The 25,169-nt window shown below is 68.3% G+C and carries 25 protein-coding genes; 15 read left to right on the top strand and 10 right to left on the bottom strand.

The window, feature by feature from the left end:
- Positions 1-103 precede the first annotated feature (103 nt).
- Positions 104-982, top strand: a complete 879-nt coding sequence (locus OG300_RS14060) for a metal-dependent hydrolase (RefSeq protein ID WP_405495924.1) — start codon at positions 104-106, stop codon at positions 980-982.
- Between the two features lie 104 nt (positions 983-1,086).
- Positions 1,087-2,151 (top strand): PDR/VanB family oxidoreductase, encoded by a 1,065-nt coding sequence (locus OG300_RS14055; RefSeq protein WP_405498553.1) that lies wholly within the window; start codon positions 1,087-1,089, stop codon positions 2,149-2,151.
- 123 nt (positions 2,152-2,274) lie between these two features.
- On the opposite strand, the gene OG300_RS14050 is transcribed toward OG300_RS14055, so the two are convergent.
- The 4 genes from OG300_RS14050 to OG300_RS14035 form a co-directional block, all read right to left on the bottom strand.
- Complete coding sequence (locus OG300_RS14050; protein ID WP_405495922.1) at positions 2,275-4,125, bottom strand: SDR family oxidoreductase; 1,851 nt, start codon at positions 4,123-4,125, stop codon at positions 2,275-2,277.
- 118 nt (positions 4,126-4,243) lie between these two features.
- Positions 4,244-6,304 (bottom strand): CocE/NonD family hydrolase, encoded by a 2,061-nt coding sequence (locus tag OG300_RS14045; protein WP_405495920.1) that lies wholly within the window; start codon positions 6,302-6,304, stop codon positions 4,244-4,246.
- 198 nt (positions 6,305-6,502) lie between these two features.
- On the bottom strand, positions 6,503-7,744 hold the full coding sequence (locus OG300_RS14040; protein ID WP_405495918.1) for a PucR family transcriptional regulator: 1,242 nt from the start codon (positions 7,742-7,744) through the stop codon (positions 6,503-6,505).
- Between the two features lie 10 nt (positions 7,745-7,754).
- On the bottom strand, positions 7,755-9,518 hold the full coding sequence (locus OG300_RS14035; protein ID WP_405498552.1) for an AMP-dependent synthetase/ligase: 1,764 nt from the start codon (positions 9,516-9,518) through the stop codon (positions 7,755-7,757).
- A 306-nt stretch (positions 9,519-9,824) separates the two neighbouring features.
- On the opposite strand from OG300_RS14035, the gene glnA reads away from it, so the two are divergent.
- Positions 9,825-11,261 (top strand): type I glutamate--ammonia ligase, encoded by a 1,437-nt coding sequence (glnA, locus tag OG300_RS14030; RefSeq protein ID WP_405495916.1) that lies wholly within the window; start codon positions 9,825-9,827, stop codon positions 11,259-11,261.
- 113 nt (positions 11,262-11,374) lie between these two features.
- Complete coding sequence (locus OG300_RS14025) at positions 11,375-12,127, top strand: class I SAM-dependent methyltransferase (protein WP_405495914.1); 753 nt, start codon at positions 11,375-11,377, stop codon at positions 12,125-12,127.
- Positions 12,128-12,130: 3 nt separating this feature from the next.
- Here the strand turns inward: OG300_RS14025 and OG300_RS14020 are convergent, their stop codons facing one another.
- Complete coding sequence (locus OG300_RS14020) at positions 12,131-12,604, bottom strand: nuclear transport factor 2 family protein (protein ID WP_405495912.1); 474 nt, start codon at positions 12,602-12,604, stop codon at positions 12,131-12,133.
- Position 12,605: 1 nt separating this feature from the next.
- Positions 12,606-13,022, bottom strand: a complete 417-nt coding sequence (locus OG300_RS14015) for a carboxymuconolactone decarboxylase family protein (protein WP_405495910.1) — start codon at positions 13,020-13,022, stop codon at positions 12,606-12,608.
- Between the two features lie 98 nt (positions 13,023-13,120).
- On the opposite strand from OG300_RS14015, the gene OG300_RS14010 reads away from it, so the two are divergent.
- From OG300_RS14010 to OG300_RS13995, 4 genes are all read left to right on the top strand, one after another.
- Positions 13,121-13,900 (top strand): helix-turn-helix domain-containing protein, encoded by a 780-nt coding sequence (locus OG300_RS14010; RefSeq protein ID WP_405495908.1) that lies wholly within the window; start codon positions 13,121-13,123, stop codon positions 13,898-13,900.
- A gap of 56 nt (positions 13,901-13,956) precedes the next feature.
- On the top strand, positions 13,957-14,313 hold the full coding sequence (locus OG300_RS14005) for a nuclear transport factor 2 family protein (protein WP_405495906.1): 357 nt from the start codon (positions 13,957-13,959) through the stop codon (positions 14,311-14,313).
- A 222-nt stretch (positions 14,314-14,535) separates the two neighbouring features.
- Entirely contained in the window at positions 14,536-15,996 is a 1,461-nt protein-coding gene (locus tag OG300_RS14000) for a hypothetical protein (protein WP_405495904.1), read from the top strand.
- A 24-nt stretch (positions 15,997-16,020) separates the two neighbouring features.
- Entirely contained in the window at positions 16,021-16,383 is a 363-nt protein-coding gene (locus OG300_RS13995) for an arsenate reductase family protein (protein WP_405495902.1), read from the top strand.
- Between the two features lie 167 nt (positions 16,384-16,550).
- Here the strand turns inward: OG300_RS13995 and OG300_RS13990 are convergent, their stop codons facing one another.
- Positions 16,551-17,003 carry a nitroreductase family deazaflavin-dependent oxidoreductase gene (locus tag OG300_RS13990; RefSeq protein ID WP_405495900.1) on the bottom strand — a complete coding sequence of 151 codons (453 nt, stop codon included), beginning with the start codon at positions 17,001-17,003 and terminating at the stop codon, positions 16,551-16,553.
- A gap of 127 nt (positions 17,004-17,130) precedes the next feature.
- Here OG300_RS13990 and OG300_RS13985 point away from each other — a divergent pair, with 127 nt between their 5' ends.
- Complete coding sequence (locus tag OG300_RS13985) at positions 17,131-17,820, top strand: TetR/AcrR family transcriptional regulator (protein ID WP_405495898.1); 690 nt, start codon at positions 17,131-17,133, stop codon at positions 17,818-17,820.
- Between the two features lie 30 nt (positions 17,821-17,850).
- On the opposite strand, the gene OG300_RS13980 is transcribed toward OG300_RS13985, so the two are convergent.
- Together OG300_RS13980 and OG300_RS13975 are read right to left on the bottom strand one after the other, a co-directional pair.
- Positions 17,851-18,192, bottom strand: coding sequence for a DUF4873 domain-containing protein (locus tag OG300_RS13980; protein WP_405495896.1), 342 nt, complete (start codon positions 18,190-18,192; stop codon positions 17,851-17,853).
- Positions 18,189-19,085: a diiron oxygenase gene (locus OG300_RS13975; protein WP_405495894.1), complete on the bottom strand. Its 897-nt coding sequence runs from the start codon at positions 19,083-19,085 to the stop codon at positions 18,189-18,191. Before OG300_RS13975 ends, OG300_RS13980 begins: the two co-directional genes overlap by 4 nt.
- Positions 19,086-19,180: 95 nt before the next feature.
- Here OG300_RS13975 and OG300_RS13970 point away from each other — a divergent pair, with 95 nt between their 5' ends.
- On the top strand, positions 19,181-19,891 hold the full coding sequence (locus OG300_RS13970; protein WP_405495892.1) for a TetR/AcrR family transcriptional regulator: 711 nt from the start codon (positions 19,181-19,183) through the stop codon (positions 19,889-19,891).
- Positions 19,888-20,235: a hypothetical protein gene (locus OG300_RS13965; protein ID WP_405495890.1), complete on the top strand. Its 348-nt coding sequence runs from the start codon at positions 19,888-19,890 to the stop codon at positions 20,233-20,235. Before OG300_RS13970 ends, OG300_RS13965 begins: the two co-directional genes overlap by 4 nt.
- Here OG300_RS13965 and OG300_RS13960 read toward each other — a convergent pair.
- Positions 20,232-21,404, bottom strand: coding sequence for a DUF418 domain-containing protein (locus tag OG300_RS13960; RefSeq protein ID WP_405495888.1), 1,173 nt, complete (start codon positions 21,402-21,404; stop codon positions 20,232-20,234). The genes OG300_RS13965 and OG300_RS13960 overlap by 4 nt on opposite strands.
- A 130-nt stretch (positions 21,405-21,534) precedes the next feature.
- Here OG300_RS13960 and dop point away from each other — a divergent pair, with 130 nt between their 5' ends.
- The 4 genes from dop (at position 21,535) to prcA (ending at position 25,042) form a co-directional block, all read left to right on the top strand.
- The gene (dop, locus tag OG300_RS13955) at positions 21,535-23,034 is read left to right on the top strand and encodes a depupylase/deamidase Dop (RefSeq protein WP_405495886.1); all 1,500 of its coding nucleotides are present in this window, start codon (positions 21,535-21,537) and stop codon (positions 23,032-23,034) included.
- A 192-nt stretch (positions 23,035-23,226) separates the two neighbouring features.
- Positions 23,227-23,421, top strand: coding sequence for a ubiquitin-like protein Pup (locus OG300_RS13950; protein ID WP_067536347.1), 195 nt, complete (start codon positions 23,227-23,229; stop codon positions 23,419-23,421).
- Complete coding sequence (prcB, locus tag OG300_RS13945) at positions 23,418-24,278, top strand: proteasome subunit beta (protein WP_405495883.1); 861 nt, start codon at positions 23,418-23,420, stop codon at positions 24,276-24,278. Before OG300_RS13950 ends, prcB begins: the two co-directional genes overlap by 4 nt.
- Positions 24,275-25,042 (top strand): proteasome subunit alpha, encoded by a 768-nt coding sequence (prcA, locus tag OG300_RS13940; RefSeq protein ID WP_405495881.1) that lies wholly within the window; start codon positions 24,275-24,277, stop codon positions 25,040-25,042. The genes prcB and prcA overlap by 4 nt, the downstream gene beginning before the upstream one ends.
- The last annotated feature ends 127 nt before the right edge of the window (positions 25,043-25,169 follow it).

Here is a 25,169-nt window from a genome sequence, read left to right as displayed (position 1 = left end):
AGGTCAGAAACCGGCATCGGGCGTGTCATTTTCGGGTAAATGGCCCATTTACAATGCCAGCAAACTGTCTCAGACTGTTCCTGACGCAAAGGAGCGGATGATCATGAAAGAGCCCATCGGCGCGGTGGCCCTGCGCCCGCGCGAGGTAGCCTTCGACTTCTCCGCCACCCCGCTGCACTGGATACCCGGTGAACCCGTCGCCTCCCACGCCATCTCCGGGCTCAACCTGATCCTGCCGCTCGGCGAGCGCGGCTTCGTCGAAATGTTCCGCCGCGCACTGCCTTACGTCACCGACGAGGACCTGCGCGAGCAGATGATCGGCTTCATGGGACAGGAGGCCGTGCACGCCGAATCCCACGATCGGGTGATCTGGGAATTCCTGCGACGGCACGGCATCGACCCCGCGCCCATCCTCGCCGAGGCCGAATACCTCTTCGACCGGGCCATCGTGCGCCTGGACACGCTCCCACCGCAGCTGCGCCACCGGGTGGTCGCCCAGATGCTGGCCGTCATCGCCGGACTCGAGCACTTCACCGCGCTCGGCGGCGACTGGCTGCTCAACCAGGACTTCGAAGCCCTCGACGCCGATCCGGCACTGACCGATCTGTTCCGCTGGCACGGTGCCGAGGAGGTCGAGCATCGCAGTGTGGCCTGGAACGTGGCCCGCTACTTCGGGGCACGGCGGCCGCGACTGGTCACCATCTATCTCGGGACCAGTGTGGGATTGCCCGCCGGGCTGGTGGCCATCGCCTGGTGGCTGGTGCGCAAGGACGTGAGTCTGCCGAACCTCGGACCGGTGCAGGTGTTGCGGGAGATCAACAGCGCGATGCGGCGTGGCGTGCTGCCCCGCTGGGGTTTGATCGGCGAGGGTTTCAGGTCGTTCATCCGTCCCGGCTACGACCCGGCCGACACCGGCGACACCGCGCAGGCGCTGCGGTATCTGGCCAAGTCCCCGGCCGCCAAGCTGGCGCACGCCTCATGACCGAGGCCCCCGCGTCACCCACCCTCGAGGGTCGGATCGCCGAGCTGCGCGGGCGCGGTGTGCCGCCCGCGTTCTGGGCGCCGCTGCGCCGCGATCCGCTGTTGATGGTCGCCGACAAGCTGATCGCGCCGGGCGCGCGGATCCTGGCGCTGCTCTCACCACGCGGTATGCCACGCGAAACCTACGGCCACGCCCGCGAACTGGTACTGGTCGATCGCGAACCGGTGGCCGCCGACGCGGACGTGGTGAGCTTCGTGTTCGCGCATCCGCGTGGCGCGGTGCTGCGGACGTGGTGGCCCGGCGCGCACCTGGACGTGGTGCTGCCGTCGGGGCGTATGCGCCAGTACTCGCTGTGCGGCGACCCGGACGACCCGTTCCACTATCGGATCGCGGTGCGCCGGATTCCGGGCGGCAGTGGATCGATCGAGCTGCACGAGGAGCTGCGACCGGGTATGCGAGTGGGTTTTCGAGGACCGCGAAACGCGTTCCCGCTCAGCCTGACCGGTCACCTCGGCACGTCACCGCGGCTGCGGTTCGTGGCGGGCGGCATCGGCATCACCCCGATCCTGGGCATGGTCCGCGCCGCCGATCGGGCCGGCGCGGACTGGTCACTGATCTACACCGGCCGCCACCGCGACTCACTGCCCTTCCTCGACGAGCTCGCCGGCTACGGCGACCGGGTCACTGTGCGCACCGACGACATCGACGGCCTGCCCACCGGGGAAGACCTGGTGCCGCAACCGGATTCGGAGCTCGCGGTCTACGTGTGCGGGCCGCCCGCGCTACTGGACGTGGTGGCCGCCCGGGTGGCTCACGTCCCCGGTCTGGAATTCCATCACGAGCGGTTCGCGCCGCCGCCGATCGTGGACGGGCAGCCGTTCACCGTCCAATGGGGCGGCGGCGGACCGGTGCTGGAGGTGCCCGCCGATCGCAGCGTGCTCTCGGTGGTCGCCGAGACCGACCCCGCCGTGTCCTACTCCTGCCGCCAGGGGTTCTGCGCCACCTGCAAGGTTCGGGTGCTCGCCGGGACGGTCGAGCACCGCGACACCGTCCTCGACGCCGCCCAGCGCGCCCAGGGCGACATGTTGATCTGCGTCTCCCGCGGCCTGCCCGGACAGCGGCTGGTACTCGACGCGGGACCGGCCAGGCGAGCGGACACCGTCGGCTGAAAGAGCTGGGCGCGGCGGGGTTTCCGCGCTCTCATACTGCCGTCGTGCGGGTGCTGGGGGCTCGCGCGGCGGAGTGCGGGGGAACGGCCGCGGCGTCGGCGGGGACGTCGCGGCCGGTGTCCGTCAGTGGGTCAGGCTCGCGCGGGCGATGGCGAAGCGGGTGAGGCTCGGCGGGGTCAGACGGGAGCCGTAGTAGGCCAGCCAGGCCTCGGGGGTCACCGGGACCACCGCCCGATTGTGCTGCACCGCACGCACTATCGCGGTGGCCACCTTGGACGGGGGATAGCTGCGCAGCCGGTAGAGGGTGTCGAAGAGCTGCTGGCGGGCCTGCTCACGGTCGGCGGTGACGCCCGAGAACTCGGTGGTGCGAACGATATTGGTGTGCACGATGCCCGGGCACACCGTGGTGACGCCGATCCCGTCGGCGGCCAGTTCGGCGCGCAGGCAGTCGGAGAAGGTGAAAACGGCGGCCTTGCTGGTGGAATAGGCGCTGAAACCCTGCTGCGGACTGTAGGCGGCCATGCTGGACACGTTCACGATGTGCCCGCCCAGACCGCGTTCGGCCATCAGCGTGCCGAAGGCGCGCGAACCGTGCACGACGCCGTTGAAGTTGATGTCCATGACGCGTTCGAAGCTCTCGGGCGGAGTCTTCAGGAACGGGGCGGCCTGCCCGATACCCGCGTTGTTGACCACGATGTCGGGGACGCCGTGCACCGCCGCCACCTCCGCGGCGTGCGCGGTGACCGCGGCCCGATCGGCGACGTCGAGGGCGTAAGGGTAGGCGGCACCGCCGGATTCGGCGATGAGGGCGGCGGTGTCGCGGGCGGCGTCCCGGTCGATATCGGAGACGACGACCTCGGCTCCGGCGCGCGCGAACGCCAGGGCGGTCTCGCGGCCGATACCCGAACCGGCTCCGGTGACGACCACCAGGTGATCGTCGAAAGGCCGACCGGACGGGCGGCCGACCTCGGCGCGGCGCAGTTCCCGGGCCGGTTCCTGCCCCGAGACCGCGTCGACGAGTTGGATCGCGGCCTGCGCCAGCACCCGCGGATGCGAATACGGCACCCAGTGACCGGCCTTCAGGTCTCGTCGCCACAGCCGCTGCGTCCACTCGGCCTCGTCGTCGAAGACCGCGGGCCGCACCGCCGGATCGTAGGCGGGCACGATCAATTGCACGGGCACCCTGGTGTGCCGATCCCGAGCCGAGAACACCTTCCCGACAACGAGATTCGCGCGGTAGATCTGCAACCCGGCGGCGGCGTCGGCGGTGAAGGTGTCACCGAGGGTGACCTGCTCGACCGGCGTGCCCTGGGCCAGGCGCAGGCCGAGCCGGAAGGTCCGCTCGGTGAGGCCGCCGCGCACCAGGGCGGGGGTGAAGGGGGCCATGAACGCGAATTGGTAGGCGACCGAGGCCAGCTGGGCCAGCGGCGCGACCAGATTGCGTGGGGTGGGACGGGCGAAGCGGCGGCGCGCCCAGCGTCCGGCGTGATCGAGGTTGGGGCCCGACACCGAGGTGAACGAGGCGATGCGCTGCTCGGCGTCGGGTTCGGTGACGGCCTCCCAGACCGTCACCGAACCCCAGTCGTGCGCCATCACGTGCACGGGGGCGTCGGGGCTCATCGCGTCGGCGACGGCGCGGAAGTCGGTGGCCAGCTCCGCGATCCGGAAGGCCCGGTAGTCCTGCGGATCGGTGGACGCACCGTGGCCGCGCGAGTCGTAGCGCACGATGTGGAACCGGTCGATGAGATGCGGAATCACGTTGTCCCACAGCCGATGCGAGTCCGGCCAGCCGTGCACCAGCACGATGGTCGGCCCGTCCGGGACGCCCTGCTCGTAGACGGCGATGTCGATCTCACCGTTGCGGACGGTGGAGCGCCGGGGCTCGGAGATCACCTGCGGCTCGGCCGGTTTCGACCGTCGGGGTGTTCTCTTGGGCCGATCGGTGTCGGTGTTGCTGTCGGTGCGCGGCGCCATTGCAGCTCCTCTGTCTCGGACAGTTGGACGAACTCAGCTTGATATGCCCGAGCGAAGCTGTCAATGGCGACCAATAGTGCTTCAGAATCCCCTTAATAGACTGACTGAGACGGCATTGCTAGTGCTGGAAGGAACCGGCCGGTGCCAGCGGCACCACCAGGCTCGACGGGAATACCGAATTCTTCTGGATCTGCTGCGAGGTGCCCAGCATCCGACCCAGATCCGCCGGGTTCGGAATCGTCGACGGGAAGGTGCCGGAGGTGATCCGCAACCGCAGCGCATGCCCCGCCTCGAGCCGATGGAACGCCGGACGAATCTTGATATCCATCCGCACCACCGCGCCCGGGGCGAGCAGCTGCTCGTTCTCCTTCAGCACGGTGTGCTCCGGGGCGTACACGGTGCCGTCGTCCGACTTCCAGGTCTTGGCGTCGTCGAGGGTGCGCTGACTGGCCAATTGCGCACCGCCGGTGATGTTCACGGCCGTGCCGTCGGGCGCGACATCGTCGAGCCACACCTGGAAGGCGGCATCGGTTCCGGTCGAGGACGCGTACAGCGAGACACTCGACGGCCCGGCCAGCACGGTCGGCTCGGTGACCGCATCCGTGGTGTAGGCCAGCCCGGCGGTCGGGCCCTGCACCCATTCGGTGCACGGATTGGAGACGGTGAAGATTCGGAACACGAAATCGAGCAGGCCCGCGGTGTACTGGCCCAGCGTCTCGCGATTGCAGATGGTGTCGATCCCGGTGTAGCTCAACTGATCCGACGCGTCGGCGACCGACGGCTTGTCGGCGACCAGCCGGTTACCGTCGAAGTAGCGCTGCTGGATGGCGGCCTGCTCGAACGGGTAGCGCGCGGTGTCGGCGGCATTGTTGTTCGCGTCGATCACGTGCAGCGGGGTGGGGGTCTCGTCGACGCCGTTGTGAATGTCCTTGAGCCAGCGGTCGAACCACGCCAGGGTGATCTGATCGGTGTCCATGCGTGAGCCGGGACCCAGGCCCAGACCGACGTGATACCAAGGGCCCATGAGCAATTGGTAGCGCCCGTCCGCCTGCTGGTCGGGAGCCATCGGCGCGAACTGGTCGCGCCCGGCCGCCAGATTCTGCAGTTGCGCGTAATTGCGCACCGCGCCTTCCTGATACAGGTCCCACCAGCCGTCCACCTGGTACATGGCGATGCCCCGGTCGACCAGATTGTGCAGGTCGGTCTCGAAGCGGCGGTCCTTCCAGAAGTCGTTGTCGTAGGCGGTCGCGCCACCGGTGTAGGCGTCGAACAGCAGCTTGACCGTGCTGGTGTCCGCTCCGACAAGGGCTTTCAGGTGATCGCCGAGGGATTGCAGGAAGGTCTGCGGCGTCACCACGGCGGTCAGGAACGGGCCGATGAGGCTCAGATACGGGACCATCAGCGAGATGACGGTCAGCAGCAGCGGGCTCATCATGCCGTCGTGGTTGAGCACCTCGTCGAAGATGTTGTTGGGCACCGCGAACGGGACGATCGCCTTCAACGGCGAATCGGGGCCGACGGTCTCCGCGGTCCGCATCGCCGACAAACCCGGGAACGAATACCCGTACATGCCGACCATGCCATTGGATCCGGGCAGTTTCGCCGCCCAGTCCACCAGCTCCGACCCGTCGTGGCCGTCCTGCTGCGACGCCGGACTCCACGCACCGGTCGAGCCACCCGTGCCGCGCACATCCGCGGTCACCTCGATATAGCCGTGGCGCACCAGCACGTCCTGCATGCTGGTGGCCTGGTTGATGATTCGACGCGCGTCCTTCAACTGATCGGGCAGCTGAATGTGCAGATCGTCGATGACGCCGGTGATGGCCGCGACCAGCGCGCTCGTCACCGCGCCGTAGGTGGTGAAGTTGACGATCACCGGGAACTCGCCGGTGGCGCGCTGCCCGGTGGCCGGATCGGTCGGATACCGCACCTCGGCCTGCAACTGGGCACCGTCCGACATCGGAACCACCTGCCCCAGTTGATATCCCACGCCGTAGGGGGCGGGCGTCTGCTGATATCCGGCGGGCAGGCCGAAATTCTCGGGGGCGTCGGGCACCGGTCCGAAGACCGGCGCGGCCCCGGCGGGCAAGGCGGCGGAGACGGTCATGGCCAGGACGGAGAAACCGGCGATGGCCAGCGGCGCGAAACGGCATCGACGCGGCCGGGACTTCCTACTCAACGATCTACCTCTGCGGATGGTCGGGGGCCGCTGCGGCAGCGCCGAATTCGTCGAACCGCGCGACCTCGTCGTCGGAATTCAGCACACCGCACAGGGGCCCGGGCGCACCACTGGCAATCGCCAAGAGTGTGACCGGGGCCATTGTGCACAAGACCAAAAACCTGGGTCTGTGCGCAGTCGAGGCGTGCCGTGCCCGGATTACGGTGCGAAGGAGGCGGATTCGAGGCGGCGCGCGATGCGGGCCGCGGACAGTGTCATCGCGTCGGTCGGACGATGCGGGTCCAGTGCGGTCAGCTCGTGCACGCGCGCCAGCCGATAGGTGACCGTATTACGGTGGATATTGAGCAGCCGGGCCGTCGCCAGCTGGTTGAACCCGGTGTCGACGAACACCGCCAGGGTCTCCGCGAGCAGCGGCTGCGTGTCGAGCGGGGCGAGCACGGCGGCCAGCCCGGCGCGCGCGGGACCGCCTGCGGCGACCGTGTATTCGAACATCAGATCCGGACGGCGGCACAGCACCTGCGAACGATCCAGGCAGCGGCCGAGTTCGGCGAGCACCCGGGCCTCGGCGAACACCTCCGGCACCGCTGCCCGGCAGTCGGCGGTGGCGACGCCGACCCAGAACGGGGCGGGTGTCACGCCGCGTGCCGGCTCGGCCGGCGGGGTGGTCTGGCCGACCGCGAGCCGCGGCGCGATCAGCGGACCGCCCTGGGTGGGCAGTCGGCCGCTGAGCGAGGCGAGGGTTGCGCTGCCGTCGTCGCCGGGATGCAGCGGCAGCAGCGCGGTCCAGCCGCCGCTGTCCAGGCGCAGGAACACGCCCGGAATGGCCTCGATGCGATGGCGCAGTTCGCTGGTGTCGCTGCCGCGGGCCGCGCCCAGGCGGAAGACCGCGACCAGGAACGCGTCCGGCACCGAGATCGCCGGTTCATCGGCCCATTCGATCGGGTCGTGCCCGGTGAGCAGGGCGTCGGCGATGGCGCGGCGGCGTTCGAGCAGCTCCCACCGCGGATCGTGGGCCCGCTGCACGCAGGCGGTCGCGATCCGGGTGGTGAGCAGCGTGATGTATTGCAGCAGCGCCAGCGCGGCATCGTTGAGCAGGTCGCGTTCGGCCTCGGTGGCGGCGGTCGTCTTCAGGCGCGACCAGATGTACTGGGCCCCGATGCTGTAGCGGCCGAGCACCTCTTCCAGGGGTTCCCCGTCGCGGACCCGGCCCAGCGCGATCTCCACCACCTCGTGGGTCTCTTCGGGTGTCGGCACCCGCCCCGAGCGCACGAAGTCGAAGAACAGATCCACATTGAGCTTGGTGCCGCGCTCGAAACCGGTGGCCACCAACGGTTCCGGCAGCGTTCGATAGGGCGGCACGGAGGCCGGGATGTCGTCCCGTGCCACTACCGCACGCCGATACAGCTCCTCGAGCGCCCGGTCCCGCAATCGCGCCTGCATAACTCTCCTACTACCCGTACAGCGACTCGATAGTAGCGGCGTAGTTGATAGCTATCGGTTTGCGCCTCAGTTTTCCGGTGGCCGTCAGGTTGTCGGAGCCCGGGGTCCAGACGTCCGGCAGCACCGCGAACCGCTTGATCTGCTCGACCCGCGAGAGCTTGGCGTTCGCCGCGTCGACGCCTTCCTGCAGGCTGGCGAGCACGGCCGGATCCGCGGCCAGCGCGGGCAGGCTCCGATCGGTTAGCTGGTGACGCTCCGCGAAGGCGGCCGCCAGATCGGGGTCCAGACAGATGAGCGCGGTGTTGTAGGAGCGGCCCTCACCGATGGCCACCACCGTGCCCGCCAGCGGTGTGCTCTCGGTGACGGTGTTCTCGATATTGGTCGGCGACATGTTCTTGCCCGCCGCGTTGATGATGAGTTCCTTCTTGCGATCGACGATCTTGAGGAAGCCCTCGTCGTCGAGTTCGCCGATATCGCCGGTGTGCAGCCAGCCGTCGGCGTCGAGGGTCTCGGCGGTCTTGTCGGGGGCGTTGCGGTAGCCGCGCATCACCATCTTGCCGCGCACCAGGACCTCACCGTCCTCCGCGATGCGGACCTCCGCGCCGGGTAGCGGGCGGCCGACCGTGCCGATCTTGATGCGGTCGGGGCGGTCGACGGTCGCGCCCGCGGTGCATTCGGTCATGCCGTAGCCCTCGCACAGCGGCAGGCCCAGGCCGAGGAAGAACTCGTGGGTGTCCTTCGGGATGGGTGCGGATCCGGTGACCGCGATGCGGATGCGATCCATGCCCAGCTGTTCACGAATGGTCTTGAGCACCAGGCGATCTGCCAGGAGGTACTGCGCGGCTTCGAACGGGTTGAGGCGGCTGCCGTCGGACTGTGCGCGCGCCCGGGCCCGCCCGGTGCGGATCGCCCAATCGATGAGCAGCCGTTTGACCGGGCTGGATTCGGCGGCGAAGCGCTCCTCGAGGGCGGCCTTCACCTTCACCCACACGCGTGGCACGCCCAGGAACACCGACGGCCGTACCTGGGCCAGCGCGCCCGCGACCTGCTTGAGATCCGGGCAGGTGGTGATCTCCGCGCCGGTCAGCATCGAAAGATAGTGCGCGAACCAGCGATTGGCGGCGTGCGCGTCCGGCAGGTACGACACCACCCGGTCGGCGGGGGAGCCGCCGCCGAATTCGTCCACCACGCGGGCGTTCTCGATGAAGTTGGTGTGCGTGAGCTCGACGCCCTTGGGTGGTCCGGTGGTGCCGGAGGTGTAGACGATGGTGAGCAGACCTTCCGGATCCACCGCGCGCCAGGTGGCCTCGAAGTCGAAGCCGTCGGCCGGGTTGTTCTCGATGTCGGCGATCGAGACGCACCCCGCAGGCGCCTCGTCCACACAGATCACGTGGTCGACCGTGACACCTTGTGCCGCAGCCTTTTCCACCGCTTCGAGCACCTGCGGTGCGAACTGGCGTTCACAGATGATGGCCTTGTTGCCCGCGTTGCCGAACTGGTACACCAGCAGATCCACCGGGTTGGTGTTGTACACCGAGAACGGTGTCGCGCCGGTGTGCAGGATCGCGGTGTCGCACAGGTGGAATTCGGGCCGGTTGGTCATCATCAACGCCACGGTGTCGCTCGGGCCGATCCCCAGTCCGGCCAGGCCCGCGGCCAGGGTGCGCACCCGGGCGCCGTATTCGCGCCAGGTGATGGCGACCGTGCCGTCGAGGGTGCGTAGCGCACCGTGATCCGGGTAGGCGGCCACCTTGGCCTGGAACGCCTCGCACATGGTGCGCGGGGCGGTCCCCGCAGCGGTTGATGAACTCACGGGTACAGCACACAGCACAAAGGACACGGCGGTCCACTGGCAATGGAGAAGATCTGTATCCGCCGATTTGTGCATAGTGACAAGGTGGGGTGGGTGCCCGGTCGGACCGGGCGGGCGCGGCGGCCCGCGGATGGTTCGGCTTGCCGGACAACCGGATTCGAGTCCGCCGGTCATGCATGAGACGTATCGTCGATACCACGAACAGGACCGCCGGACCCCGACCGGGCCGTCCGATCGGGTAGGCGTGCGCGCGAACGAGGAGCAGCCGTGATCACCCCTACCACCAGCGGAGTGCAGGACTTCATCGACCGGCAGGAAGTCGAATACGTCGACATCAGGTTCTGCGATGTGCCCGGCATCCAGCAGCATTTCTCGGTGCCCGCGAGCATGTTCGGCGACGACCTCGTCGACAACGGCCTCGCCTTCGACGGCTCCTCGGTGCGCGGCTTCCAGGCCATCCACGAATCCGACATGCTGCTGCTGCCGGACCTGCGCACCGCCCGGCTGGATCCGTTCCGGGCCGCCAAGACCCTCAATATCAGCTGCTTCGTGCATGATCCGCACACCCGCGCCGCCTACAGCCGCGACCCGCGCAATGTGGCGCGCAAGGCCGAGGAATATCTGCGCTCCACGCAGTTGGCCGATACCGCGTACTTCGGTCCGGAAGCCGAGTTCTACATCTTCGACTCGGTGCGCTACGACACCACCATGAACGGGGCCTTCTACGAGGTGGATTCGGTGTCGGCGGACTGGAACACCGGGAAATTGCGCAATGCCGACGGCACCCTCAACCGCGGCTACAAGATCCGGCCCAAGGGCGGGTACTTCCCGGTCGCGCCCTACGACGCCGACGTGGATCTGCGCGACCGCATGTGCACCAACCTGCAGAACGCCGGATTCGAACTGGAGAAGGGGCATCACGAGGTCGGCACCGCCGGACAGGCCGAGATCAACTACCGGTTCAACACGCTGCTCGCGGCCGCCGACGACCTGATGCTCTACAAGTACATCATCAAGAACACGGCCTGGGAGGGCGGCAAGACCGTCACCTTCATGCCCAAACCGCTGTTCGGCGACAACGGTTCCGGCATGCACGTGCACCAGTCGCTGTGGCGCGACGGTACGCCGCTGTTCTATGACGAGGCCGGATACGCCGGGCTCAGCGACCTGGCGCGGCACTACATCGGCGGACTGCTGCATCACGCGCCGTCGCTGCTGGCCTTCACCAACCCGACCGTGAACTCCTACAAGCGCCTGGTCCCCGGCTATGAGGCGCCGGTGAATCTGGTCTACAGCCAGCGCAATCGGTCCGCGGCCGTGCGAATTCCGGTGACCGGGGCCAGCGCTCAGGCCAAACGCCTCGAATTCCGTTGTCCGGACTCCTCGGGCAACCCGTACCTGTCCTTCGCCGCGATGATGATGGCGGGCCTGGACGGCATCACCAACAAGATGGAGCCCGCGCTCCCGGTCGACAAGGACCTCTACGAACTCACCCCCGAGGAGAGCGCCGAGGTCACCCAGACGCCCGGCAGCCTCGATCAGGTCATCGACCGCCTCGAGGCCGACCACGAATACCTCACGCAGGGCGGCGTTTTCACCGAGGACCTGATCGAGACCTGGATCCGCATCAAACGCGACAACGAGATCGCCGAGATCAATGTCCGCCCGCACCCCTACGAATTCGAGCTGTACTTCGACGTGTAGACACTCGCGGGCGCGGGATCGCACCGGTCGCGCATCGGCGAGCGACAGCGCAGTACCATCCGGGGACGAGCGGGGGCCGAATCCGAGGGTACGGCGGGGCCGAGGAGGCGACGATGGTCGATCAGCGCGGCAGTACACGGCACGGCAGCTACGGCGTCGACGCGCCACCGGTGGTGATGGGACTCGCATCCGCCATGGTCGTCTGTATCGCGGGCATTGTCGTGTCCGCGTTCAGCGGGATCGACTGGCTGGCAGGGCTGTTCACGCTCGGCGCGGTGTGGAGTGTGGGCCAGCTCGGGCTCTACCTGCACGCCACCCGGCGCGGGAAGTTCGCGGTCTGGAATGAGCTGTTGGACGAACTCGCGTTGCGCGGCGACGAACGGGTGCTCGATCTCGGCTGCGGCCGGGGCGCGGTACTGCTCGCCGCCGCGCGGCGGCTGCCCACCGGCGAGGCGGTCGGCATCGATCTGTGGCGCAGCGTCGACCAGTCCGGCAATGCCGAGGAGGTCACCCGGCGCAATGCGGAGGCCGAGGGCGTCAGCGACCGCGTCGAACTGCTCACCGGCGACATCACCGCACTACCGTTCCCGGACAACAGCTTCGACGTGGTCGTGTCGAGCCTGGTCATCCACAATATCGGCGTACCGGACGCCCGGATCGCCGCTGTCACCGAAGCCCTGCGGGTGCTGAAACCCGGTGGGCGGCTGCGCATCGCCGACATCCAGCACACCGATGAATACGAGACCCGGGTGGTGGAACTGAAGGCCACCGACGTCGCGCTGCGGCCGCTGGGCTGGCGGATGTGGTGGGGCGGGCCGTGGATGCCGACCCGCCTCGTCACCGCCACGAAAGCCGCCGAGCGGTGACGGTCAGGCCGCGTCGGGACGTTGACCGCCGGAGGCGATCGTGAGGATGTCCTTGTTGCCGTCGGCCCAGGTGGCGGTCATGGTGACAGTGCTTATCCGCCAGGTGTTCTCGATCAGGGTCAGCCCGATGCGGTAGGTGCCGCCCAGCGTCCAGCGCGGGGAACCGAAGGTGTTGGCCAGCAGATGGATCGCCTGGAAGACGGCGGTCAGTTCGGCGCGGTCGCCGTCGACGGTCACCAGGTGGTTGCCCAGCAAATGCTGGGTGGCGTCGAAGGAACCGATGAGCTTCTCCCAGTCGGCGCGGATCTGGCCGGGGGTGACGGTGGCGGGGGAGCCGCCCCAGATGCTGGTGTAGTCGAGGGTCACCTCATCGGCGAAGACCGACTCGAAGGTGTCCCAATCGCGAATGTCGATGTACCAGAACAGGCGGGTGGCGGCGTCGATGATGTCGGCGCGCTGCTGGGCGGTGGCGGTCATGTCAGTTCTCCTGTGCTGCGGTGGAATTGGTGACGGGAAGCAGGTCGCGTTCGGCGAAGACCTGGCGGGCGACGGTCATCGCGGTGAGTACGCGCGGGAAGCCGGTGTAGGGGAGGGCCTGCAGGATCGCCTCGACGAGCTCGCCGGGTGTGACACCGGCCCGCAGCGCCGACCCGAGGTGGGCTTCCAGCTGCGGCCGGGTGTCGCCGAGGGCGACCAGGGCGCCGAGGATCACCAGCTCCCGGCGTCCCGCATCCAGGCCGGGGCGGGAATGGATGTCGCCGTAGGCGAATTCGACGGCGAAGCGGTGCAGATCCGGGGCGATGTCGGCGAGCTCGTCGTAGACGCGGGCACGCACTCCGCCCGGCCCGCCGAGTTCGGCCTGCCGCGCCGCCCCGAGGCGGTAGCGTTCGTTCATACGAGCAAGCCTGCCGCGTGCGCGTCGCCGTAACCAGCGCACGCGGTGCCTCGTACTGCCAGGGCCACCCACGACCACGCTGTGCCAGACTGGCCGCCATGGCGGTGCGTGAGGATCTGGCGGAATTCCTGAAATCCCGGCGCGCCCGCATCGATCCCCGCGACACCGGGCTGCCGCCTTCGGGAATGCGGCGGGTACCCGGGTTGCGGCGCTCCGAGCTCGCCCACCTGGCCGGAATCAGCGCCGAGTACTACCAGCGCCTCGAGCAACGCCGCGCCGCCAACCCCTCCGGTGAGGTGCTCGACGCGCTGGCCGTCGCGCTGCGGCTCAACACCGTCGAAAGCGACCACCTGCGCACGCTGGCGCATCCGGCTCGCGGCGGCGACACCGCGGCCACGGCCGCGCGACCGGAACTGTTGCGGATGCTCGACCTCATCGACAAGGCGCCCGCCCTGGTCATCACCGATCTGTTCGACGTGCTGGCCGCGAATGCGCTGGCGCACTACGTATTCGGTGACATGGCGCACGAGAACATGGCGCGCGCACTGTTCTTCGAGCCCGAGGCGCGAGAGTTCTACCGGGAGTGGCCCGAGGTCGCCGCCGCCACCGTCGCCCAGCTGCGCCGCGTCGCCGGACGCTACCCGGGCGACCCGGCCACGCAGGCGATCGTCGACGAACTCGCCAGCGGCAGTGTCGAATTCGCGGAGCTGTGGCGCGCCGGGGATGTCGAGCTGCGGACCTTCGGCGGCAAGCTCATCGACCATCCGCACTCGGGCGAGCTTCGTTTCAGCTACGAGAACCTCGAACTGCCCGGCGATCCGCGCCAGCGCATCATCACCTTCACGCCCGAGCCCGGCACCCTCCTGCCGACGCTGTAGCGCCCTTTACCTCACGCGTAATCGCTTCTGTGCCGCGCAACGAACAAGCTTGGTACATGAGCGAATACGACAACATTGCACAGCGCTACATCGACACCTGGAACGAGCAGGACGCGGGCAAGCGCCGCGCTCTGATCGACGAGCTGTACACCGCCGATGTGGCTTTCACCGACCCGCTGGTCGAACTCACCGGCACCGACGCGATCGACGCGATGGTCGCGGGCGCACAGCAGCAGTTCGCCGGACTGAACTTCGGGCTCGGCCCGGTCGACGGGCATCACGACATCGCGCGATTCACCTGGACTCTCGGCGCGCCGGGCTCCGACCCGTTGGTGGTCGGCTTCGATGTCATTACATTGGTGGACGGACGGATCAGCCGGGTCCTGGGCTTCCTGGACAAGGTTCCGGCCTGAGTCGTGAGCAGGTAGCGGTGCGGGCGAGACGCGAGAATCGCCCGCACCGAGCCATGTTCACGATCGGGTGCGGGAATGTGGTTGTGACGCAACGTGCCACGCGATAGACGTCGTGGGTCATGTGGGGTGGCATCAAACTATGACGTTTACCTCACTGCCCGCGCGTGGCAGGTGAGCGGCCATACGATCCGGGGCTGACATATGCGGGAAGGCGAGTAGGCCATGGATCGAAATGCGTTCGTCGAGGTGATGAACGAGGCGAGCGGCATGCTGGAAGCCGGGCTGGCCGAGGAGGCGCTGACCCGACTGACGGCGTTCGACGACACCCTCACCGACGCGCCCGACCCCAAGGACTACGGCTGGATCGTGTCCTACCGCTTCCGGGCCGCCTTCGCGGCCGGCGATTTCGCGCAGGCCCTCAACCTGGCCACCCACGGGCCCGCCCGCTTCCCCGCCGACATCCCGCCCGCCACCCTGGCCACCATGTACTCCATGGCCGTGGAGGCCGCCACCCAGCAGGGGCAGGCCGACGCCGCCGTCACCATGGCCGACCGCTGCCTGGAACTGCGGCGCGGCAACGGCGATCACGCCGAGGTCCTGATGGCCGCCATGACGGCCTGCACACTGCTCGGCGATATCGAACGCCACGATCTGGCCGGCCGCTACGCGCAGCTGCTGATCGCCGAGGGCGTCGGCCACGACGACTACCGCGGCTACGGCTACTACGCGCTGTGTGCCGCCATCGAACAGGGCGTCGGCGGGCATCTGGTCGACACGTTGCGCGCGGGCCGCGAATGGCTCGAGAGCCAGGACAACGAATTCGCCCGGGTGGCACTGGAATACCTGGAGAACGCCCCCGCTCTGCAGAACCCGCACGGACCACCAGCCGCCCCGGCCCCGATCGAACCTCCGCCGCTGCCACCCGAATTCGTGGTGCCGCCGGTGGCCAACCCGAACGCCGTGGATCCGCTGCTGGTCAACCTGGACCTGGCCGATCCGCTCGGCACCAGCCTCACCGTGAGCGACCCGCCCGCCGCGCAAACCCAGTACCTGCGCGTGGGAGACGGTGCGCCGCAGGTGGTCACCGCGCCTGGGCAGCCGCCCGCCCAGCAGGTCGCGGGCGGCGAGACCGCCGACGCGCTGATGGACGCCAACCGGCCGGGCATCGCGGCGGCCGCCTATCGCGCGCTGGTCGACGACGCGGTCGCCTCCGGATCGCCGGATCCGCTGATCATGGGCAAGTCCGTGTTGGGGCTGCTGACCGCGCTCATCTTCGACAATCGGGTCGGGGAGGCGCACGCGGTCTGGATCGACGAGCAGAGCCCCACTCACCTGGGCGTGTGGTCGCTCGAGAACGGCCAGACCTCGGTGCACGACGCCATTGCCTACAACCTGGTCGCGGCCTTCCTGCACTCGCTGAGCACCGGCGACCGCAATGCCTCCAACCACGCCGTCGACAGCCTGATGGCGCGAAACCTGGAATGGGCCTACGAGAACGACCCCCAGGTGGTACCCGCCATGATCAATACCTGGCGGCGGCACCTCTACGAGATCCACGAGGGCGACCCCGGCCCCGAATACCGCTGGCAGCTCACCCAGGCCGAACAGCGCTGGGGCGGGCCGATTTCCGACGGCGGCCTGTACTGGCTGCGCCCCTACCGCTGGGTCGTGGACTGGGTCTGAACCGCCGCGCCTAGGCTACGAACCATGGCAGCGACGGAAATCTGGCACAACCAGCAGTGCTCCAAGAGCCGGGCGGCGAAGGCCGTGCTCGACGGCAGCGGCAGCGACTATGTCGAACGCCGCTACCTCGACAACCCGCCCAGCGCGGCCGAAATCCGCGACGCGCTGGCCAAACTCGGCCTCGAACCCTGGCAGATCACCCGCACCGCCGAGGCGGAAGCCAAGGAACTCGGCGTGTCCAAGTGGGGAAAGACCCCCGCCGACCGCGAACAGTGGATCGAAGCCCTCGCCGCTCACCCGCGACTCATCCAGCGCCCCATCGTCTTCACCGATGACGGCCGGGCGTATGTGGCGCGCGACGACGAAACCCTCGACCGACTGCGCTGATTGTCTGGCGTGGCCCTGCGCGGCACAGGTCGCGCAAGGCCTGGGATCACGGGGAGACCGCTGACGAGTGGCCCCGATGGCGGGTGGGCGATCGGAAGTGTCGGCGCTGAGGCGTTTCCGGAATCCGAATTCGGCGAACCGCACGACCGCGGGCCGCACGCCGACCGTCAGTGCAACGCGAAGACCGGGAATCCCGGTGCGATGGCGATCAATTCGGCATCGGTGCTGTTCTTGGTGATGCCCTCGAAGAAACGGCCGACTTCCCAGCCCCAGCGGTCCAGGTAGGCGCGCAGCAGCGGGAGCTTGTCGGCGTCGGGAACCTCGGTGGCGGTGAAGGTTTCGCTCTTGCGGCCCAGGCGCAGTTCGCCGGTGCCCGCGACGCGCAGGTTGCGCACCCACTGGGTGTGGCCGCGCGGGGCGACCAGGTAGCGGTCCCCGTCGACGGTCAGCAGGTTGACCAGGGTGGTGCGCCATTCGCCGGATTTGCGGCCGCGCACGGCCAGTAGGCGGGAGCCGGCGACGCTGATGCCCAGGCGCGGGATCCAGTTGGCGATGCGGTTCATGATCGGGTCCAGGCCGGTGGGACCGAGGTAGCGGGTGGCGGCGGTGTTGGGGTCCATGGCGGTTGCTCCTAATCTTCGAGAGCGGTGCTCTCTGTTGCGACCAGTGTGCTCGCAGCGCGACGCGACTGTCAAGAGCAGTGCTCTCGATATTTGTCGGTGATCCGAAACGTGGCACACTGGCCGCATGAGCGTGCCCCGCACCGCCCGCGCCCGGGCCCGAGCCGAGATCACCCGTGAGATCACCGACGCCGCCCGGCGGCAACTCGCCGAATCCGGCGCACCCGCCCTGTCGCTGCGTGCCATCGCCCGCGAACTGGGCATGGTGTCCTCGGCGCTCTACCGCTACTTCCCGAGTCGCGACGAACTGCTCACCACGCTGATCATCGACGCGTACAACGCCCTCGGGGACGCAGTCGACGCGGCCGTGGACGCGGCCGGGACGCCGCGCGCGCAGTGGCGGGCCATCTCGAACGCGGTGCGGCAGTGGGCAACCGAGCATCCGCACGAATACGCGCTCATCTACGGCTCGCCGGTACCGGGCTACCAGGCGCCGGAGAGCACCATCGGCCCGGCATCGAGGGCGGGCATCGCGGCGCTCACCATCGTCCACCGTGCTTGGGAGAGTGGACAACTCGTCGAACCCGACGACAGTCTGACCCCGGAGCTGGCGGCCCAGTCCGCCGCCATCGCCACTGTGATCGCGCCCGGCCTGCCGCAGGTCGTGGTGGCCCGGGTCTTCATCGCCTTCACCCAGCTCTTCGGCGCGGTCACCTTCGAACTGTTCGGGCAACTGAACAACAGCATGGATCCGGCGGGCCCGTTCTTCGCCTACGCGGTCGACACCCTGGCCGACCTCATCGGGCTGCCCGCCTAGCCGCACGCCCGAAAGCCGAGAACAGCTCGGCTACAACGGGAACGGTGGGGTACCGACGCCGACGATGCGCAGATTTCCCCACGGGTCGCGTTCCTGCAGGGTGCCCGGCGCGGGCGCGCTGCCCGGCACGGTCAGAAAGACCTGTCCGCGACCGGGTTCCGGCAACTCGATCCCCTCGACCGCCGAAACCCTGCCGTACCAGTGGAATTGGCCGTCGGTCGGATCCATATGCCCGGTCAGCGCCACCCGGACCGCCACCTCCGCGCCCGGCGCGTCCAGCAGCGCCGGGCCCGAATAGTCCGGGGCGGGTGCGGGTTCGGTGGATCGGTCCGGGACGCGGGTACTGCTTCGCCGCCCGCGTCCGAACCTCACAGCAGCCCCTGGCGCTGCCAGATGCGCTTGCCGACGGCCCCCATCAGCCCCTGCTTCTCCAGGAACGCACCGAGATTCGCCGCGCCCAGTCCGAGCGCCCGCTTGGAATGCGGATTGGCGCGCGCCATCCGGCGGGCCGCCCGCCCGTCCTCGACGCCCGCGCGAGCGTACATGTGCCAGTTGGTCATCAAGTGCACGAACAGCGGGGCGGCGAAGGCCACGCACAACCGGGTGTACCGCAGTTCGGCCTGCGACATGGTCGGCACCCGGTGCGCCAGCGCATCCCGGGCGAACCCGATGTGGCGGGCCTCCTCGGTGACGTGAATGCGCATGGCGCGCGCCACCAGTGGCTGTAGTTCGGGATCGTCGAGGGTGCGCCGCTGTAGCGCGTCGAAGATCTCCTCGCCGACCAGTGCGCCCACCCACACCATCGAGCCGCGCAGAAACAGTTGCAGCGCACTGATGGTCAGGCGCTCATAGCGGTTGGGCCAGTACGGCCGGGCCTCGATGCGGTCGATGAGCTTGCCGAACATCATCATGTGGCGGCACTCGTCGCCCATCTCGGTGAGGGTGTAGTGCGCGTGCCGCGAGGTCGGGTCGCCGTTCATGAGTTCGCGCAGCAGCAGCCGGTTGAGCAGGTTCTCGAACCAGATGCCCACCGAGAGCACATTGGCCAGTTCCTGCCGCGATAGTTCGCGGCGCTGCTCGTGGGTCATGGATTCCCAGAGCGGGGTGCCGTAGAGCGAGACCACCTCGGGCGGCAGGAAGAGTTTGTCGGGATCGAGGGCGGCGTCCCAGTCCAGGTCGACGACCGGGTCGTAGGACTTCTTCACCGATCCGATCAGCAGGCGGTGTGCCAAGGGCTCCCTGGAGGTGACGGCGTTGTCGCCCATGGCAGCTCCTGACTCTTTTAGTGATACAGGCTGTTACACTCAGATTAGTGGTACACGCTGTATCGGTCAATGATCGGATGGGTATCGTGAGCCGGGTGACCGGGACCAGACGCAGAGAAGTGGAACCGGCGCGCCCCGCCGCCGACGGCCGCAGCACCCGCTGGAACGGCCACAAGGCCCGCCGCCGCGCCGACATGCTCGACGCCGCGCTCACGGTCATCGAGGACAACGGCACCGAGATCTCCGTGCAGCAGATCGCCGACCGCCTGCACGTCCCGCGCCCGGTCGTCTACCGGCACTTCGACGGCCGCGCCGATCTCGACGACGCCATCCGCCGCCACATCCTCGACGCGCTGCTCGCCGAACTGCTACCCCGGCTCAGCCCCGACGGCACCGTGCGCGACGCCGTGCGCGGCGCGGTCGGCACCTATGTCGGCTGGGTGGCGCGGCACCCCAACCTGCACCGCTTCCTTTCGGCCGGGGATCCGCCCGGCGATGCCGCACTGGCCGGGGCCCGCGACCGTATCGGCGGACGGCTGGCCGATCTGTTCGCCGACGCCCTCGAACGGTTCGGCATCGATCGAAACCGCGCCCGCCCCATGGCCTTCGGCATGGTGGGCTTCGTCGACGGGGTCGTCAACAGCTGGCGCGCGGTGCCCACACTCAATTCCGAGCAGGTCGAGGGCATACTCACCGAGTCCGTGCTGTCGTTGCTGGAGGGCAATGCCCGTAGTCTGGACGTGCCGCTGAGCCGCGACACCGTCGTCGCCGAACTGCTCTCACGCACCGAGGCGGCACGGGCGTGACCACCGCACCGAGGATTCCGATGGCCCCGCGCTCACTCGCCTGCCTACTGCTGCTCGCCGGATCGGCCGCGGTGGCGCTGGCCCCGGTCGCGTCGGCCGACGAGGACGTGGCGCTGCCCGCCGGTCTGCACTGCGATGTCCTGGACTGCACCAACGACACCGACACCACCTACACGGTGTCGGGCTACATGTGGTGCGAGAGCAGTGACGCCGACGGCAACGGCGGGGGATCCTCGCAACAGGATCCGTTCACCGACAAGGTCCCGGCGCACAGCCGATACCGGCTGTCGAGCTGCACCAGCGGCGAATCCCCGTATCTGCGCCGCATCGACTCGGTGAACTAGCCGCGCGCCAGCGCTCGATAGCCGCTGTGCCACAGCCATTCCACCGGGCCGCGCTCGAAACGCCGTAGCCACAGGTGTGCGAAGACCAGCATGAGCGCGCACACCAGCAGATAGATCCCCACCGTGAACGGCACCCGGGCATCGGCCGAGACCCGAGTCGTCAACCCGAGACCCCAGCCGTAGCAGAGGAATCCGGACACCAGGTTCTGTAGGACGTAGCAGCTCAACGCCATTCGGCCGACCTCGGCGAAGCGGCGGGCCGGGAAACCCGGTGCGGGGCGACGCGTGTAGAACTCCGCGACCAGCGCCAGGATGCCGAGCGAGACCAGCGGGGCGGTGCCGTAGCGGGTCAGCAGGATCAGATCCCCGCCGGTCATCCCGGCGACCAGGTCGATCGGCGCGGCCACCGCGAAGCCGAGCACCATGAGGCGCTTGCGGATTCGCGCACCCGAGGGTTCGAACACCCCGGCGCGAAACAGCCGCGCGCCCAGCAGGAACAGGGCGATCGACATCGGGAAGATGAACAGCGGCTCCAGGCGGAACACCAGCAGGTGCTCCCAGCGGAAGGCCACCAGATCCCAGAACGAGCCGTCCGCATAGGGATTCGGATCCAGTGGTTTGCGGGGCGTCGAATCACCCTGCGGCGCAGCGACTATGACGACCGCGATGAAGGTCAGCATCGCGATGTGAATGCTCGCGGCCACGATCAGCCAGACCCGCTGCGCCCGCGGGCCCGTCGCCAGCACGAACGCCACCACCAGGCCGGTCACGGCATAGCCGGTCAGCACATCGAATTCGGCGACCAGGAAGAAGTTCAGCACGCCGTCGAGCAGCAGCAGTGCGGCGCGAATCGGGTAGCCGCCCGGCCACGCTCGGCCCGCGCGCGCCGCCGATCGCTGCTGAATAGCCAGTCCGATACCGAACATGATGGTGAGCAGACCCAGGAACTTGCCCTGCGCCAACTGCTGCAGGAACCGCTCGACCCACAGCCACACCCCGTGCGGTGCGTCACTGTGTGCCACGTAGCCCAGCAGGCCTTCGCCATTGGTGAAGATCCAGATATTGGTGCCCAGCGTGCCCAGGATGGCGATCCCGCGCAGCACGTCCAGGGCGGGCAGCCGCGACGAACGCACTTCGGCGGGAACGGGATCCGTGATCGATTCGACCATTCGGTCATTGTCGCGTCACCGCTGGTGGGAGCGGATCGCCCGCGCGGCTGATACCGCGTGCGACTCGCGAATGACCCCAACCCGGACAGTCCACCCGCGTAGGGGTGTGTCCTTCGCCTAGGCTCGAGGCATGCAGCGCATCATCGGAATCGAGGTCGAGTACGGCATTTCGACGCCGACCGAGCCGTCGGCCAACCCGATTCTCACCTCCACCCAGGCGGTGCTCGCCTACGCCGCGGCCGAGGGCGTGCCGCGCGCCAAGCGCACACGCTGGGACTACGAGGTGGAATCACCGTTGCGCGACGCGCGCGGATTCGATCTCGGACGGCTCAACGGGCCCGCCCCGGTGATCGACGCCGACGAGGTCGGGGCGGCGAACATGATCCTCACCAACGGGGCTCGCCTCTACGTCGACCACGCCCACCCCGAATACTCCGCGCCCGAGGTGACCGACCCCCTCGACGCGGTCATCTGGGACAAGGCCGGCGAACGGGTGATGGAGGCCGCCGCCCGCTACGCCTCGAGCGTGCCGGGCGCACCGCGGATGCAGCTCTACAAGAACAACGTCGACGGCAAGGGCGCCTCCTACGGCACCCACGAGAACTACCTGATGAGCCGCGACACCCCGTTCAACCAGATCATCACCGGGCTCACCCCGTTCTTCGCCTCCCGGCAGGTGATCTGCGGTTCCGGGCGGGTCGGGATCGGGCAGTCCGGCGACACCGCGGGCTTCCAGCTCTCGCAGCGCTCGGACTACATCGAGGTCGAGGTCGGCCTGGAGACCACGCTCAAGCGCGGCATCATCAACACCCGCGACGAGCCGCACGCCGACGCCGACAAGTACCGCCGCCTGCACGTCATCATCGGCGACGCGAACCTGGCCGAATGGTCCACCTACCTCAAGGTCGGCACCACCGCGCTGGTGCTGGACCTGATCGAGGCGGGCGAGGACCTCTCGGATCTGCAGCTGGCGCGCCCGGTCACCGCCGTGCACACCATCAGCCACGACCCGACCCTGCGCGCCACCGTCGCGCTCGCAGACGGCCGCGAACTGACCGGCCTTGCGCTGCAACGCATCTACCTCGATCGGGTCGACAAGTTCATGAGCCGCACCGGAGTCGAGGACGCCCGCGTCACCGACGTCATCGAGAAGTGGGCGCACGTCCTGGATCTGCTCGAGCGTGATCCGCTGGAATGCGCCGATCTGCTCGACTGGCCCGCGAAACTCCGTCTGCTGGAAGGCATGCGCAGCCGCGAGGGCCTGTCCTGGGCCGCCCCCAAGCTGCACCTGGTCGACCTGCAGTACTCGGATGTCCGCCTGGACAAGGGCCTCTACAACCGCCTGGTGGCCCGCGGCTCCATGCAGCGCCTGACCACCGAACAGCAGGTCACCGACGCGATGACCAACCCGCCGACCGACACCCGCGCCTACTTCCGCGGCGAGTGCCTGCGCCGCTTCGGCGCGGATATCGCTGCGGCGAGCTGGGATTCGGTTATCTTCGACCTCGGCGGCGACTCGCTGGTGCGCATCCCCACCCTGGAACCGCGCCGCGGCACCAAATCCCACGTCGGCAAGCTCCTCGACGGCGTCAAGACCGCCTCTGAACTGGTCGAGCAGCTCACCCACTAGGCAGGTGAGAGGGGCACGGAGGCTGAACTCCGTGCCCCTTTTTCGTGTCCGCGACATGGCTGCCGGGAGATCGCGGGAACAGCACAATGATGTTTAATCCGGCATGTTGTCGCCGGTGATGGGTACTGTTGGGGCTACGAGCATCGGGTCTTCTCCGGTGCTCGCCGATGATCACAGAGGAGGTCGGCTGCTATGGCACAAGAGCAGACCAAGCGCGCCGGTGGCGGCGACGAGGATGAGGGCCCGGTCGGAGACGGCGCTGCCGGACAGGAGCGGCGCGAGAAGCTCGCGGAGGAGACCGACGACCTGCTCGACGAAATCGACGACGTGCTGGAGGAGAACGCGGAGGACTTCGTCCGCGCATACGTGCAGAAGGGCGGCCAGTGACCCAAGGTGACCCCCTGCGGCTCCAGTTGGGGTTCGCCCAATCCTCCTTCTCCGAATACCTGCGGTTGCACGCTCCGGAACTGTTGCCGGGCAACGACTTCCGCTCCGTCGGCACGCGCCCTAATCCGGGCGTGCCGTCGGATATCGCTCCGCACGGCACCACCATCGTCGCGGTCTCCTACCGCGGCGGTGTGCTGATCGCCGGTGATCGCCGGGCCACCATGGGCAACCTGCTGGCCAGCCGCGACATCGAGAAGGTGTACATCACCGACACCTTCTCCGCGGCGGGCATCGCGGGCACCGCGGGCATGGCGATCGAGATGATCCGCCTGTTCGCGGTGGAGCTCGAGTACTACGAGAAGATCGAGGGCGTCCCCCTCACCTTCGACGGCAAGTCCAACAAGCTGTCGAAGATGGTGCGCGACAACCTTCCTGCGGCGTTGCAGGGCCTGGCCGTGGTGCCGTTGCTGGTCGGTTTCGATCCGGATCAACTCGATCAGGACAAAGCCGGCCGCATCGTCTCCTACGACGTGGTCGGCGGACGCAGCGAGGAGCGTTTCGGGTACACCGCGGTGGGGTCGGGTTCACTGTTCGCCAAATCGTCGCTGAAGAAGACCTACACCCGCGGGCTCGATCAGAGCCGGGCGTTGCGGATCGCCATCGAGTCGCTGTTCGACGCGGCCGACGACGACACCGCCACCGGCGGGCCCGACACCATGCGCAATATCTACCCGACCGCCATCGTGATCGACGCGGACGGCTCCGAGGAAGTCTCTCGCGAGCGGCTCGAGGAGATCACGCGGGCCATGGTGCAGGAGCGGGCCGCCCAGGCGGCGGAAGGGATCGGCGAAGCATGACTCTGCCGTATTACGCGTCGGCCGAACAGATCATGCGCGACAAGACCGAACTTGCGCGCAAGGGCATCGCACGCGGCCGCAGTGTCGTGGTGCTGGTGTACGACAAGGGTGTGGTGTTCGTGGCCGAGAATCCCTCGGCCACACTGCACAAGGTCAGTGAGCTCTACGACCGGGTGGGTTTCGCCGCGGTCGGCAAGTACAACGAGTTCGAGGCGCTGCGTCGCGGCGGCATCCTGCAGGCGGATCTGCGTGGGTACCAGTTCGATCGGCGTGACGTCACCGGCCGCTTCCTGGCCAACCTGTACGCCCAATCCCTGGGCACCATCTTCACCGACCAGCTCAAGCCCTACGAGGTGGAGATCTGTGTCGCGGAGGTGGGATACCCACAGCAGGACTCGAACTCGGTGCTGTACCGGATCAACTTCGACGGATCCATCGTCGACGAACGGGAATTCGTGGTGATGGGCGGCAACACCGACCCGATCGTCACCGCGCTCAAGGGTTCCTACCAGTCCGGCCTGGATCTGCACGGCGCCGTCACCCTCGCGCTGGCCGCGCTGCAGAAGGCAGTGCCGGAGGGCGACAAGGACAAACGCGCGGTGGGCGTCTCCTCGCTGGAGGTGGCAACCCTCGAGCAAGGCCGTCCGCGCCGGGCGTTCCGTCGCATTCAGGGTGCGGCCCTGCAGGAACTGGTGACCGGCAAGGTTCCCAGCGCCTCCGCGGCCGCCGAAGCCGACAAGCCGTCGGGCGGGGACCCGTCCTAGGGCCCGAGCAGATCCCGCTATTCGGGATAAGGCGCCTTTGCACTCGCTATAGCAGAGTGCAAAGGCGCCTTGCTTTTTCGCTGGCTACGGTGCGTGCAGCGTTGCAGCCACTGCTAAATCGTTGTGA

The organism is Nocardia sp. NBC_00511, from assembly GCF_045161165.1.
GTDB lineage: Bacteria > Actinomycetota > Actinomycetes > Mycobacteriales > Mycobacteriaceae > Nocardia.
Note: the sequence above shows the minus strand (reverse complement) of the source record. Positions and strands in the feature narration are given on the sequence as shown.